Annotated in this window: 13 protein-coding genes; 7 read left to right on the forward strand and 6 right to left on the reverse strand. The window is 31.5% G+C overall.

Going from position 1 to position 13,974, the window contains the following annotated elements; translation table 11 throughout:
• Positions 1–23: 23 nt before the first annotated feature.
• The 3 genes from grdB to VLK81_RS00175 form a co-directional block, all read right to left on the reverse strand.
• The gene (grdB, locus tag VLK81_RS00165; protein ID WP_324618556.1) at positions 24–1,340 is read right to left on the reverse strand and encodes a glycine reductase complex selenoprotein B; all 1,317 of its coding nucleotides are present in this window, start codon (positions 1,338–1,340) and stop codon (positions 24–26) included.
• Positions 1,341–1,375: 35 nt separating this feature from the next.
• Positions 1,376–1,855: a glycine/sarcosine/betaine reductase complex selenoprotein A gene (gene grdA / locus VLK81_RS00170; protein WP_324618557.1), complete on the reverse strand. Its 480-nt coding sequence runs from the start codon at positions 1,853–1,855 to the stop codon at positions 1,376–1,378.
• Between the two features lie 98 nt (positions 1,856–1,953).
• The gene (locus VLK81_RS00175; protein ID WP_324618558.1) at positions 1,954–3,240 is read right to left on the reverse strand and encodes a glycine/sarcosine/betaine reductase component B subunit; all 1,287 of its coding nucleotides are present in this window, start codon (positions 3,238–3,240) and stop codon (positions 1,954–1,956) included.
• Positions 3,241–3,761: 521 nt separating this feature from the next.
• Here VLK81_RS00175 and VLK81_RS00180 point away from each other — a divergent pair.
• Both VLK81_RS00180 and VLK81_RS00185 read left to right on the forward strand, forming a co-directional pair.
• A complete protein-coding gene (locus tag VLK81_RS00180; protein ID WP_324618559.1) occupies positions 3,762–5,459 on the forward strand; it encodes a M3 family oligoendopeptidase in 1,698 nt (565 codons plus the stop codon).
• Positions 5,460–5,475: 16 nt separating this feature from the next.
• Positions 5,476–6,306 (forward strand): hypothetical protein, encoded by an 831-nt coding sequence (locus tag VLK81_RS00185; protein ID WP_324618560.1) that lies wholly within the window; start codon positions 5,476–5,478, stop codon positions 6,304–6,306.
• Positions 6,307–7,130: 824 nt separating this feature from the next.
• Here the strand turns inward: VLK81_RS00185 and VLK81_RS00190 are convergent.
• The 3 genes from VLK81_RS00190 to VLK81_RS00200 are packed head-to-tail and all read right to left on the reverse strand — an operon-like array spanning position 7,131 to position 10,246.
• Positions 7,131–8,360: an ABC transporter substrate-binding protein gene (locus tag VLK81_RS00190; RefSeq protein WP_324618561.1), complete on the reverse strand. Its 1,230-nt coding sequence runs from the start codon at positions 8,358–8,360 to the stop codon at positions 7,131–7,133.
• Positions 8,361–8,402: 42 nt separating this feature from the next.
• Positions 8,403–9,185: an ABC transporter ATP-binding protein gene (locus VLK81_RS00195; RefSeq protein WP_324618562.1), complete on the reverse strand. Its 783-nt coding sequence runs from the start codon at positions 9,183–9,185 to the stop codon at positions 8,403–8,405.
• Positions 9,185–10,246, reverse strand: a complete 1,062-nt coding sequence (locus VLK81_RS00200) for an ABC transporter permease (RefSeq protein ID WP_324618563.1) — start codon at positions 10,244–10,246, stop codon at positions 9,185–9,187. Before VLK81_RS00200 ends, VLK81_RS00195 begins: the two co-directional genes overlap by 1 nt.
• Positions 10,247–10,508: 262 nt before the next feature.
• Between VLK81_RS00200 and VLK81_RS00205 the strand changes: the two genes are divergently transcribed.
• The 5 genes from VLK81_RS00205 to VLK81_RS00225 all read left to right on the forward strand — a co-directional run bounded on the left by VLK81_RS00205 (position 10,509) and on the right by VLK81_RS00225 (position 13,840).
• Positions 10,509–11,711 carry an ABC transporter permease gene (locus VLK81_RS00205; RefSeq protein WP_324618564.1) on the forward strand — a complete coding sequence of 401 codons (1,203 nt, stop codon included), beginning with the start codon at positions 10,509–10,511 and terminating at the stop codon, positions 11,709–11,711.
• Positions 11,711–12,370 (forward strand): ABC transporter ATP-binding protein, encoded by a 660-nt coding sequence (locus VLK81_RS00210; protein WP_324618565.1) that lies wholly within the window; start codon positions 11,711–11,713, stop codon positions 12,368–12,370. Before VLK81_RS00205 ends, VLK81_RS00210 begins: the two co-directional genes overlap by 1 nt.
• A 14-nt stretch (positions 12,371–12,384) precedes the next feature.
• A complete protein-coding gene (locus tag VLK81_RS00215; RefSeq protein WP_324618566.1) occupies positions 12,385–12,792 on the forward strand; it encodes a DUF4418 family protein in 408 nt (135 codons plus the stop codon).
• A 308-nt stretch (positions 12,793–13,100) separates the two neighbouring features.
• Entirely contained in the window at positions 13,101–13,340 is a 240-nt protein-coding gene (locus VLK81_RS00220) for a hypothetical protein (RefSeq protein ID WP_324618567.1), read from the forward strand.
• An 86-nt stretch (positions 13,341–13,426) separates the two neighbouring features.
• Complete coding sequence (locus VLK81_RS00225; RefSeq protein WP_324618568.1) at positions 13,427–13,840, forward strand: hypothetical protein; 414 nt, start codon at positions 13,427–13,429, stop codon at positions 13,838–13,840.
• Positions 13,841–13,974 lie beyond the last annotated feature (134 nt).

Genomic DNA, 13,974 nt, shown 5'->3' on the forward strand with positions numbered 1-13,974 from the left:
TAAATCACCCCTAAATTTAAATCTTAAAATACTGAATTAAATACAGTTTGTCCATCAACTTCTGTTTGAAGAGCTCTAAGAGCTTCATCAACGATTTTTTCTCTTAAGTGGAATTCTTCCTCATGAGAAAGTTTTGGATCTCCTAATGGGTGAGGAATAGCTACAGCAGGAACAATTCTGTTAGCACCTACTGTTAATGAAATAGGAGTTACTGTACATACGTGAACAACTGGGATTCCAGCTCTTTCAACTTCTTTATACATTGTTGCACCGCAACGTGTACAAGTACCTCACGTAGAAGTTAAAATAACTGCGTCTACTCCATCTGCAACTAATTCTTTTGAGAATTCTTCTGCAAAAGCTTTTGCATTAGCAACTGAAGTTCCGTTACCTACAGTTGAATAGAAATATCTATGAAGTTTTCCAATCTTACCTTCTTTTTCATATTTTCTAAGAACGTCAACTGGAATAACTCTGTCAAGGTCTTGGTTAGCGTAAGATGGGTCATATCCACCGTGAGCTGTAGCCCATTTTCCTTCAGTTAAATCATCAACGCCTTCAATATCATACTTTCCATAGTGAGAAGCTGAAGATGATTCAATATGGTCAGGGTTACCAAATGGAACTGGTCCACCTGAAGATACTATAGCAATAGTTGCCTTAGTAATATCTTTAACTGCTGGATTTGGATCTACCTTGTCGAAGTTAGGCATTGGATATTCTGTAACGAATTCTTCTCCTCTTAACTTCTTAACAAGCATGTCGGCAGCTCTTTCAGCACCAACCTTATCTCTCCAAATGTTCTTTCTAACACCTCTAGCTATATAGCCTTCTTCATCTGGAGAACCAATTTCTTCTCCGTGAACAAGTTTCTTAGCCAAAGGAATAAGACTTTTCATGGCTGCTCTCATACCTGCAGCACTGTTTTTTGTTGATACTATATAAATATCTTTTTTGTACATGTCGGCACCTGGGTTTTCGATGTACATTCCAGTTATAGCTGGAATTCCAAGTTCCTCTTGTACTGCTTGTGTTATAGCACCTGCTGCAACTCCGTATCTACCAGCGTTAAAAGCAGGTCCCGCAATGAATAAATCTGGATCATATTTCTTAACCATTTCAAGGATAGTTTCTTTTGCTTTATCCATGTTTTCGCCGAAATATGAGTCCCCACAAATTACTGTAGCAACAATCTCAGCTTCGTCCTTAAATCCTGCTTGAATCGCAAGACCAGGTCCGATAACTTCTTCTTTTACTAAAGGTTCGATGTCAGCTTTTTCTTCTCCACCGATACCTGCGAAGAATTGGTTAATATAATGAACAATTTTTAATTTACCCATTAATTTCACCCCTCTCGTTATATATATTTTTTTAATTAGTCTTTAAATTGAGTAAGTTCGTCTCTTATTTCTGTGATAGCTTCAGTTATTTCGTCAACATCAAGAACCATTTCCATCATACCAACTTGGTCTTCGTAAACACTTTCGTCTACTTCTTCTTTGAATTGCGGTTCTACTGCGTGATAAACTCTTAGTCCCAACTGGACTCCTGACAATGCACCTGCGAAAGTTGGGTCTCCACCTGTAACAGTTTCAGCAGCTAATGCTGTAGAATCAGCTTCTGATCCTCCTAAAACTACTACGATGTTTTCAGCGCCATACTTTTCAGCAAGCTCTTTAACCCTCTTTTGATTTTCTAGGTCCATTGCCCCTGCAGCGGTTCAGACGAAACACTCTGTAGCTGAAAATATAACTTCAGCAGGAGTTGTCTTAACGCATTCTTCTATAGCAGGTCCTGGAACGCCATCTCTATCACCGATAATGATGACTTTTCTTCCTTCTTGAAAAATTGCCATTTTTCGATCTCCTTTCGTTATCCTTTTAATATTTTGCCAAATTTAAAATTTGAACTTTTAATAATTAGTTAATTTGTTACTTAGATATTAATATAATATTAATATCCTGTTGCAGACATCTTATTAAATCCAAGTTCGTTTGTAGCTCCAGTAATAGCTTGGATTTCAACTTCTATTGATCCATCATCTCTTAGTGATCCCGCAGCACCACCAGCGATAATGTCAACATAATCAAGAGTACCTATAACCTTGTCAAGCTTTGGAAGTACGATTACTTCGTTAGCATTTCCACCAGTAACGCAAGCATCTGCTGCTGGGTCTGAGTCAGCTAATGATTGAGAAGCTCCGTCTCTTCCTGCATATTCATCAGTTATAATAACTTGAGCAATGCCTTTTGCTGCTAGTTTCTTAGAGTTCATAATAAGGTCAGTATCTGGGTTACCAAAACCTTCTTGAGATACTACAGCCCCATCTGCTCCTAAGAATTCAGCTAATTTAGCTGTCATATTAGATGATCTTTCCTTGTCAGCTAAATATACGTTTTCGTTTGTAACGATAACTCCCATGAAGTTGATATCTTTTCCATGTTTTCCATAAAGAGCTCTAACAACTGGATTGTTTTGGTGATGGTAAGTTGTATTCTTATCGCAAGCAGATACACAGTTACCTGAGCAAATAGCTCCGTCCATTGATTCTGTTGGATAAAGGATTGTTGGAATAATTTGTTTTCCATCTACTCCATAAACATAAGTGTCATGAAGAAGTCCTTGTGTTTGAATCATTTGAACATAAACTACCTTTGGTAGATCTGGATATTCTTTAGCTTGTTCGAAGATAGGCTTAGTTTCGAAAGTTTCAACTTCATCTGGTTCAACTTCTCTACCAGCTTCTCCAAGATAAGCTGCAACTTTTAGGCCAGCCATTCTAATAGCCTTTTCATGAGCATGTGATTCTAGTTTTTCATCTCTAGTAATGTTTAAAACAACATTGTTTAGTTTTGAAAATGGAGTAAAATCTGCTCCTGGGCCAGTCATGTCAACGATTCCTTCTTGGAATCCGACAACCTTACCAACTGTCATAACAGCAGCACCCTTTAATACATGAGTTCTGCCTGAACCAACTTGTACAACATTGTTGATCATTCCAGGGAATACTCCGCCTGGTCCATCAACCTTAACACGTGGTTCAATAACGTCCTTTACTGGTGTGATTCTTACACTCTCACCAGGTCTTGCTAGTTCTACGTCTACATTTGTGATGTGTTCATCTTCCATTACAAGATCAATTATCTCTTGTTTGTTTACATAAAGTACATGATCTTCTACTTTAGTTTTTTCTCCGAATTGAACATCATTAATAAGGATATTTCCTAATTCAAGACGCATAAACTCACCTCCTAATTTTTTAGACTAATTTTAACCTATAAGGTTTACTTATAACGAGGGACAGATAATATTTATATCCATCCTCACTATTATTATATACCCACATTTGCAAATATACAACACTTATATCAAAAGTCAATATAATTTTTTTATAATTTGCGTGGATTTTTAAAATCTACTCAGTCTTTGATAGATATATTTAATTTATCCATAAGATTTATTAATAACTTAAGAATAATTAAATCAAAAACCAAGCTTATTTTTATAATATCATAGATTTTTTAAATTGTCAAATATCATTTTTTTAACTTTTTAACTATTATATAAATTTTTGCGATAAAGTTTTCTTATCATTTAAAAATATAATAGAAATTCTAAAATAAAATATAATTACTAAAATTAATGTAAATAAAATTTAAAAAATAAAATTAATATATTTTAATTTAATATTTTTTTACTCATTTATTTATTTTGCTTGATAAGTTTTTATTAGTGATATAAAATTGTCTTGAGGTGATTAAATGGATACTACAAAATTTAAAGATTATAAATATGAAAGAATTGATTTTGATAAAGAAATTAATTTTTTAAATGATTTAAGAGAGAAATTTATAAATGCTAAAAGTGCAGAAGAAGCTAAAGAAATTATTCTTAATTTTGATAAAAAAAATAAGGAGCTTTCTACCACTTGTTCCCTATGCTTTATAAGAAATAGTATAGATACTAAGGATAGTTTCTATAAGGCTGAAAAAGACTTTTTAGATGAACATCTACCAATCTACGATGTTTGCAAAAATAAATTTTATGAAGAAATTCTTTCTTCTAAATTTAGAAAAGAACTTGAAGGCTTTTTTGGAAAACATTACTTTGAACTTTTGGAATGTTTCACTATTTTTAAGGAAGAAGGTATTGAGTATCTTCAAAAAATAAATAAACTAACTACTGAATATGACGAGCTTATAGCTTCAGCTGAAATAGAGTACAAGGGAAAAATATATAATCTTTCTCAGTTAACTCCTTTTTCTCAATCTGAAGATAGGAAGGAAAGAAAGGAAGTATCAGAGCTTACTACTAAGTTCTTTATAGATAATGAAGAAAAATTTGATAATATCTACGATCAGCTTGTTAAACAAAGACATGAAATGGCTAAGGCTCTTGGCTATGATTCATTCATTGACTACCAATATAAAAATCTTATGAGAGTAGACTATAACAAGGAAGATGTAGCAAAGTATAGAGATTTTGTAAGGGAATATGTAACACCTGTTTATTTAAAACTTAGGGAAATGCAAAAAGAAAGAACCTGTCTAGATTCTCTAAAATACTATGATACTTCATTTAAATTTAAAGACGGAAATGCCTTCCCTAAAGGAAGCACAGAAGAAAAATTAGAAAAAGCTAAAAAAATGTACCACGAGCTTTCTAATGAAACTGCAAAATTCATAGATTTTATGACTGAAAAAGAACTTTTTGACCTAGAAAGTAAACCTGGTAAGGCTGGAGGCGGCTACTGTACAACCTTAGATGAATATAATGCTCCTTTCGTTTTCGCAAACTTTAATGGAACTACTCATGATGTGGAAGTTTTAACTCATGAATTAGGACATGCTTTTCAATCATATACTTCAAGTGATGGTAGACTTGAGGAATATATATGGCCAACTTATGAAGCCTGCGAAATCCACTCTATGAGTATGGAGTTTTTAACTTGGCCTTGGATGGAGCTTTTCTTTGGAGAAGATACAAATAAATTTAAATTTTCACACCTTGATGGTGCTATAAGCTTTATACCTTATGGAGTTACTGTAGATGAATTTCAGCACTGGGTTTATGAAAATCCATACGCTAGTCCAGAAGAAAGAAAAAGAAAATATAGTGAAATTGAAAGAAAATATAGACCAGACATCGACTACGATGACAATGAATTTTTAAAGAAGGGAACTTATTGGTATAGACAAGGACATATTTTCTCAACTCCTTTCTATTATATAGACTATACTCTTGCTCAAGTTTTAGCCTTCCAATTCTTACTAAAATCACTTGACGATAGACAAATGGCTTTTAAGGACTACCTTAACATTTGTAAAACTGGAGGTATAAAATCTTTCTTTGGAATAATAGAAGATGGAAATCTTAAAAATCCTATGAAAGATGGCGTAATAGAAGATATACTTCCTAAACTTTTAAAAATCTTGGAAGATTTAAAAGAAAATATTTAACTAGGAGAAAATAGGATTGAAATTATTTAAAAATCTACTAATTATGACTCTTGTCATTTTATCTTTAGCCTCTTGTAGCAAAAAAGATCCAAAAGATTCTTTAGAAAAAGAAACAAAGATAAGTGAAAACGATAAAAAAGATAGTAATGATTCAAAGGAAAAATTTGTAGAAAAAAAGAATAAAGATGAAAAGAAAAATAAAAATGATGAAGAAAAAAAGGATCTAAATAAAGATAAGGATTCTAAAGACAAAAAAGAAAATCCAAAAGATAAAAAAGAAGAAGATGAACCTTCGAACAAAGACTCTAATTCAAGCCAAAATACTTCCATTTCTGAAAAAGATTATAAACTTTTTAAAGATATATATATGGAAATGGAAAATTACGAGGACGAAGATACAGCTTACAATGAAATTTCTAAAAAACATAATATGACTGTTGAAGAGTTAAAAGAATTTATGGCTCAAAATAGTGATGCTGCTAGTGAAAGGCTCATGGAAGAAGTTGAAAATGACTTTAAACTAAAGGATAATTATGCTGAAGAATTTAAAGAAGAAATAAAAAAAGCTGCAATAAATGAAATTCTTGCTCTAGAAAAAAAGGGAGATCTCTCAAGCGAAAATCTAACAGTTCAGCTCTATACAAATGAACTTGTTAAAGATAAAAATGGTGAAACTTATGAGTTTAACTATGGAGTTTTTGGAAGTGTAACTTTAGGCGATAGCCCTATAGATGTAGATTTAGCACTTGGATTTAAATCTTTAGATGATTTAAAAAATTCAAAAGCAGGACTTTTAACTTATTTTAGCTCATCTGGAATTGTAAAAAGCAATATAGATAACGAGTAAAGGCGGGTTTTCCCGCCTCAAGTTGTTGACAAAGTAGCAAAATCCAAAAGGTAGCGTTCCATACGAAAGAAATTGTAAGAAATTTAAATTGAAATAATCCGCCCGTAAATCGCACTGTTTGAGCGTTAGCGAGTTTGCGATTTACAGGATTATGAGAGTTAGAATTTCTCAATTTCTGCAGTCGGAAAAGCGTTTTTGGATTTTGTCTACACTCTGAGGCGGGGTTTCCCGCCTTTTTTTTACTTATAAAAGAATAAATTTCTTAAGTCTTTTCTATTAATTTATTTAACTTTAATTTTACATGTACTTTAACTTTATTTAATCTAAATAGTGTAATATATACTTGTAGAGAATTTAAAAGCTTCTTTTTCTTATTTATTATACGTTTTTTCTTCCTCCCTATTTGAAAATATTGATTATAACAAATTAGAAGCTTTTTCTATATTTTAAAAAAGCTCAATATTTAGCTTTTTTTAAGGCAGAAGACATTCTGCTTTTTTTTGTAGCATTTAAATTAAGAAGTAAAATCTTAGTAGAGTAGAAAAAAATAAAGTCTTACTTTTACTAATTATAAAGCTACTTTTAAGCTAAGTTTCTAATCCTTTCTAAGATTCTAAAATTAAAAAATGTATGTAGTAGTTTTTTTAAGTAATTTTTAATAATAGTTATTAATTTATAGCTAAAATACTAGACTTTAAACTATTTATTTAAATGGATTCAAATATAGCAGTATTATTTTTTCCCTAAATAAAACTAACCCAAGGAATAATAATCCCTGGGTTAGTTTTTATTCTAGAAATATTCTAATTTTCTTTTATAAAGAATTATTGAACTTTTGTCCAAGCTTTTTCCATAACTTCGTCTACGCTGTCTGTGCTAGTTATTAGACCAAGTCTTATATATTTTCCAATAACTTCTTTTAGTGTTCTTTCTGTCATTTCGTCTGATAGACCAAATTGTAGTGAGTTATTTAACATAACATTCATTTCATAATCTCCACTGTTCCATCCTTGGTCGATAAGCATTTTAGTTGCTTCTTCTGGATTTTCACGCATATATGAGTGTGCTTTTTGAACAGCTTGAGTTATTTTCTTAGCTATCATAGGATTTTGTTTAACAAATGTTCCATTCATAAATACTACGCAGCAATTTTGATTTGCAAAGTCACTATCAAGTAATGATCTTATACATTTTAATTTGCCTTCTTTTACTAGGTGGTAAGCAAATGTATCACTTAAAAGAGCAGAAGAAATTTCTCCTCTTTCCATAGCTGCTATACAAGCATCTGCTGCTACAGGAGTAAGAGTTACTTCACTTTGAGGATTAATTCCATCAGCATCTAGTAAAATACTTGTAATATTATAGTCAGATGCACCTATTCCATTTGGAACTGCAATGCTAGTGCCTTTTAAATCTTTTGTGCTATTATATTTGCTATCAGCTAGTACATAAAGTGATTTACAACCAATATGTGCTCCACCAACAAAAGTTAAATCTACACCATTTGTAATAGGAACTAAGTTTTTAGCAATATGTCCTACAGCTATAGTAGCTTGTCCAGTACCTATTGCTTCTAGAGATGAAGTTCCCTTAACTCCTTCGGATTCAAATCCTGCTTCCTTGTAATATCCAAGATGGTCAGCAACTGTAGGGCCAGAAGTACATCCGTCTTCCATATAGAACTTAACAGGTTTTCCATAAGCTGGTTCTTTTTTCATTTCTTCAAGTTCTTCAGCTGTTGGAGTAAGATCTTTATTAGCTAAATCTATTTTTCTATCTGGAACATCTATTGGAACAAACATTGCTTCCCATTTTCCTGAAGTTGAAGCTTCAAATGAATCCATATGTTCCTTTTGTTCATTAACTTCTACATCGTCAACTTGACCAACTGTTGGGTCGATTTTAGCTTCTTCTTCGCTATCCGCCTTTTTCCTATCGCCCATTGTTTCTTCTGTCTTTGGTTTTTCAGCTCCATTATTTGTCTTGTCTTTTGGTCCACAAGCAGTTAATAATAGTGATGAAAGTAGTAGGTAGCATATAATTTTCTTTTTCATAATTCCTCCTATTTTTAAATATATATTTTATAAGCAAAATGCCTATAAGCCAGATTGATTTGAATTACTAAAATGAAGTTCATCTAGAATTCTTTTTCTATATTCAATAAATTTATCTGATGCCCTATCTCTATTAGATGGTAGATCAATTTTTATATCATCGACAACTCTACCAGGATTGGTATCTAAAACTATAACTCTGGTACTCATATAAATAGCTTCATCTATATCATGAGTTACCATAAGAACAAGTTGCTTTCTCTGTTTCCACATTCTTAGAATTTCATCCTGCATATTCATCCTTGTAAAAGCATCAAGTGCCCCTAAAGGTTCATCTAAAAGGAGTATTTCAGGTTCGTTAATTAAAGACCTTACAAGTGCGACTCTTTGTGCCATCCCACCTGAAAGTTGTCTAGGATAGTCATCTTTAAAATTTTCAAGGCCGATAACTTTTAACATCCTATCAAGCCTTTCATCGTTTTTTTTCAAAACTCCCCTAACTTTTAAGCTAAAGGCAATATTATCCTCAACAGTTAGCCAAGGAAATAAGGTTGGATTTTGAAAAACCATTCCTCTATCTGGAGATGGACCCTTAACTTCCTTACCATCAACTAAAACTCTTCCAGATGTTGGATAAATAAGTCCTGCAACTAGCTTTAATATAGTAGATTTTCCGCAGCCAGAAGGGCCAACTAAACTTACAAACTCTCCTTCATTTAGCTTTAAAGAAATATTGTGAAGAGCGTGGGTTACTGTATCATGTTCTATTTTAGCAAATGACTTATTTACATTTTCTAAATATAGGGTAGTAGTATTATTCTCCATTATTTTCCCTCCCCAACTTGCCAGCGTAATAAGTAGCTTTTAATTTTATTTAATCCCTTTGTTACAATAATAAATACTATACAGATTATTATTAAAGCTGCAAACATTTTGTCGTAACTAGCCCATGATTTTTGCCAAGTCATATACCAGCCAAGTCCAGACTTAACACCTAGCATTTCAGCAATAAGAATTGATACGCAAGCTGAACTCATAGCTTGAGTACATCCTTGTAGGATTGAAGGAACAGCTCCTGGTATAGCTATTTTAGAAATAAGCTGTTTAGAAGTAGCACCAAGAGTTCTAGCTGCCTCAAAGTAATCCTTATCTACATTAGAAATTCCAGTTATGGTTGCAACAGTTACTGCAAACCATGAACCTAGTGCAATGATAAAAACAGATCCAGCATAAAGTGATGAAGCTATAACCATCATAATAGGAACCCAAGTTGCAGTTGGTATAGGTCCAAGTATGCTTATGATTGGACTTACCCAGTAGTGAACTCTTTTAGAATATCCGCAAAGAATACCAGTGATTAAGCCTAGTACTACTCCTATAAAATATCCTAAGAAGAGCAAAATAAGTGTATTTTTTGCACAGTCAAGAAGAAGTTTGTAATCTCCTATCCCAGCATTTAATATAAGATTTACACAAGGAACAAAGGGCTGAGTTAGAACCCCTGTTTTAAGTGTAAGATAATCATAAAAAGCTAAAAATAAAAGAATTCCAGTATAAAGTGGAGCATTGTAGCGAACTTTTTCAAATGTGCTAGGATTATTAGCTCTCTTTTTAAAAAGTCCATAAAGCAAATATATTGAGTAAAGACCTAAAAGACAAATAATAAAGTAAATATAGGTCATAGGATTTGGATTAATTGAATTATCTGGAATTAGAGTATATTCGAGAATACAAATAATTCCAGATATATATGGTAATTTTAAAAAAAGAGCATCAATTATTTTATCTTTTTTAGTTTTTTTCTTACTTTCAAGTTTAATAAGTTCATTTCTGCTCAAATTATTATATTCTAATTCATTTTTATTATTTTTATCTAAATTTTCCAAAAATAAACCTCCTTAAAAACTTTTATGTTAAAACCTATTATATTCTTACGTCCAACAATTGTCAAGAATGTTCTAATTGAATAGAATATTTATAATTTCAGTTGTCAATTAAAATAAAAGATGATTTTTTTAATAATTTTAAGATTTTTTTAAGTTTAAAAATTAAATTTAATGTCAATTATTTAAAAGTAATGTTTTAAAATAATTGACATTAATATTCTATTGTGGGATAATTCTCATATAATTTATCGGAGGTAAGATATTGAGAAATTTAACTCTAATCTACAACAATATTAAAAGAAGAAGATCGCAGTCACTACTAACAGTTCTTATTGTTTCAATAACTATTTTTATATTTACTTTAATTTTTGCAAGTCTAATACTAATAAGTGATGGTTTAAAAATTACAAATGAACAACTGGGAGCAGACCTTATGGTAATTCCAAAATATGCCAGCATAGAAAATAGAGAGCTGCTTTTTACAGCTTATCCAGAAAATGTTTATATGCCAAAAGAAATATATGACGATGTAAAAAAACTTGATGGAATAAAAAATATTTCTAGCCAATTTTTTTCTCAAACCCTTGAACTTTCTTGCTGTGAACCTGGAGAGGAAGTTAGGATTGTTGGAATTGATCCAAATACAGACTTTATAGTATCATCTCATTTAGAAAATGATGCGGACTTTTCAGATGCTGATGATTTAGTTCTTGGTAGCAATTTTGATGAAAGTCTTGTTGGAGAAAAATATCTAATTCTAGGACATTCTTTTAATGTTAAAGCCAAGACCAAGGCAACTGGAACTGGCATGGATTATACCATTTTTCTAAATATTGATACACTTAGAAAAATAAGCGGCGAATCACTCTTAGCTGAAAATCTCTGGAAAGACAAAGATCCAAGTAACTTTATTTCAAATATTTTAGTAAAGCTTGAAGATGGTTATAGTGCGGAAGATTTTGAGAAGGAATTAGAAAATAGTGGAATTGATGCAAAGGTCGTTTTAACTGGTGAAACAATAAAGGGTCTTCAAAATCAAATGAAGGCCGTTATAAAGGTACTTATATTTGTATGGCTTGGTTCACTAATTATAACTATCTTATCCCTATTTGGTAGATTTAACTCACTAGTAAACTCTAGGAAGAAAGAAATTGGACTACTTAGAGCACTTGGTTTTAGAAAAAGTCAAATATTTCTTCAAATGTTTGGAGAATGTTCTTTAATGGCTTTTATTGGAGGCCTTATAGGCAGTATATCTGCCAGCCTCTGTATGAATATGATACTAGATATGATTAAAAATTCGTTTAGTTTATCGCCTGGAATTTGGAATTTTAAAACTAATCTTATAAGTATTATAGCTGGAATATTACTCTCTTTAATTATCGGATTTATATCCTCAATATATCCAATTAAAAAAAGCGTATCACTTGATCCAAGAGAAGCTATCACGCAAGGGGAAATATAATGAAAGAAATATGTAGATTAGAAAATATAGTAAAAAAATTTAATATGGGTGAAGAAGTTACTCCCCTATACAATTTAAATCTAACCGTAAATGAGGGTGATTTTATAATTATAGAAGGCCCTTCAGGAAGCGGTAAAAGTACCCTTCTTTACCTTATTGGAACCCTACTTAAAGCTGACCAAGGTAAATACTTCTTTGAAGGAAAAAATATAGATGAGTATAATGATTCAGGGCTTTCAAATATTAGAGCTAGAAAGATTGGCTTTTTATTTCAAGAATCTAACCTAATTCAAGCCCTAACTTTAAGACAAAATATAGAGTTTGTTAGCAAAGAAAAGAAAATAGATTCTAAAGAATTAACAGATTTACTTAAAAAACTAGGTCTAGATGACAGGGAAAATTTCCTACCCTTTCAGCTTTCAGGTGGTCAAAGAAGAAGGGCTGGTCTTGCTAGAAGTATAATTTGTAAGCCAAAACTTATTTTAGCTGATGAACCTACAAATGACCTTGATCAAAAATGGTCGGATGTCGTTATGAATCTACTCGTAGAAAAAACTAAAGAAAATTCAGCTGTAGTTATGGTAACTCACAACAAAGATTTAATTAAATTTGCTAGTAAATCTTACCTACTTAAAGATGGATCTTTGAAAAATATATAAAAGGAGTTGAAAAAATGAAAAAAATTTTAGGAATAATTCAAATTATTGCTTCTTTATTGTTAATTGGTGCATCTAGAATTTGGGCTCCAGTTTGCGATAAAAAACTTGAATTAGTAAGTGGAAAAAATGTAAATATGAAATGTTTTTATGCAGACAAGTTAGGACTTGTTCTAGCATTTTTAATAATAGTAGTTTCTATTCTTTTACTTATGAGTAAAGTTGAATTTAAAAAATTTTATTTTTTAAATCTAGTTTTAGCCTGTCTTTTATTTTTAACTTTTACTAATATTATCGGTGTATGTATGAATCCTAGTATGCCATGTAACAAAACTGCACTTTGGGGTAAAATCGCAGCAGGAGTAGTTGCAATTTGTAGTCTTTTTGGTTTATTTAGTGGAAAAAGTGATCAGCTTCCTAGCTAAAAATAAGCTTTTGTGCTAATATATACCAGATTAAAAAATAAAGGCTCTTTGTCAAATAGTGTTGATGAAGAGAAAAGTAACTATCAAATGGCTCAGACAAAAGTGTCTGGGCCATTTTCAATATACTGAAACTTTTCAAAGACCAAAATTATGGACTAATAGCTTTTTTATTTTCAAATCAATCTATAATAAACTCTGAATAATTTCAATTGAAACTAATATTTAAATATCTTATAATTAAGCCAATGACATCCATTATCATTTACACCTATAAAAATATTTTCATACCTTTACATACAGGAGGACAAATGAATTTTATTAATATAAATAAAGATGAGAAAAAAGTTATATTACTTATTCATCCAATGTTATTTACTAGCGAGGCTATTAAGAGTTTAATTGCAGACAAGATGCCAAAGGATTCTAGGATTATTATTCCCGAAATGGCAGGCCACGGCAGGTCTAAGGAAAGCTTTCTTTCTGTTGAAATTGAAGGAGAAAAAATTTATGCCTACTTAGTTGATGAAGGTATAGGCGAAATTGATTAGGCCTTTGGTGTTTCTTTAGGTGGAGTTGTTTTATTAAGTCTATTAAACAAAAAGGATTTGGAAATTAAAAAATATATTTCTGAAGGTTGCAGCCTATCTCAAGGATCTCTATTCTTAGAAGAATTTTTAAAAACTTTGTTCTTTCAAAGCACAGGCATGCCCTTAGAGACAAATCTTACGCAGTTGACCTTATAAGCAAAATTTATGGTGACGACCTTAGTAAGGTTTTGGTGGATTCTTTTATCGCTATGGATAAGGAAAGTATTAAAAACATTATCCATGCTTGTGCCTATGTTAGGCTTCCACTTCTTTCTAAAGACGACCAAGAGAAGTGTATTTTCTGCTATGGATCTAATGATAAAAGCTTAAATATTGCCAAGAAAGCTATGAGAAGAAATTTCAAAAACAGCCTAATGAAAATTTGGAAGGGATATAGTCATTGTAATAAAATTATCCTAGACAATGAAAGGTATTGTAAGTTTTTAATAAGTCAGCTTTAAATTTTCTGATGCTTAAGTTAGCTTGGGCAAGTGGACTTTACTATTGTTATAAAAAATTTTATATGATATAATTATTCTCAATAGAATATACAAGGAAGTAGGTGGGAGTCCTACACAGTGCCGCTATGGTGTTT

Origin of the sequence: Citroniella saccharovorans, from assembly GCF_035481615.1 — a bacterium.
In the GTDB taxonomy this organism is placed as follows: domain Bacteria; phylum Bacillota; class Clostridia; order Tissierellales; family Peptoniphilaceae; genus Citroniella; species Citroniella saccharovorans.

What these genes read in the sequence shown, in the direction of transcription:
- VLK81_RS00215 (WP_324618566.1), top strand. Translation starts at nt 12,385, where the DNA reads ATGAAAAAAATTTTAGGAATAATTCAAATTATTGCTTCTTTATTGTTA.
- VLK81_RS00195 (WP_324618562.1), bottom strand. Translation starts at nt 9,185, where the DNA reads ATGGAGAATAATACTACTACCCTATATTTAGAAAATGTAAATAAGTCA.
- VLK81_RS00180 (WP_324618559.1), top strand. Translation starts at nt 3,762, where the DNA reads ATGGATACTACAAAATTTAAAGATTATAAATATGAAAGAATTGATTTT.
- VLK81_RS00210 (WP_324618565.1), top strand. Translation starts at nt 11,711, where the DNA reads ATGAAAGAAATATGTAGATTAGAAAATATAGTAAAAAAATTTAATATG.
- VLK81_RS00190 (WP_324618561.1), bottom strand. Translation starts at nt 8,360, where the DNA reads ATGAAAAAGAAAATTATATGCTACCTACTACTTTCATCACTATTATTA.
- VLK81_RS00175 (WP_324618558.1), bottom strand. Translation starts at nt 3,240, where the DNA reads ATGCGTCTTGAATTAGGAAATATCCTTATTAATGATGTTCAATTCGGA.
- VLK81_RS00220 (WP_324618567.1), top strand. Translation starts at nt 13,101, where the DNA reads ATGAATTTTATTAATATAAATAAAGATGAGAAAAAAGTTATATTACTT.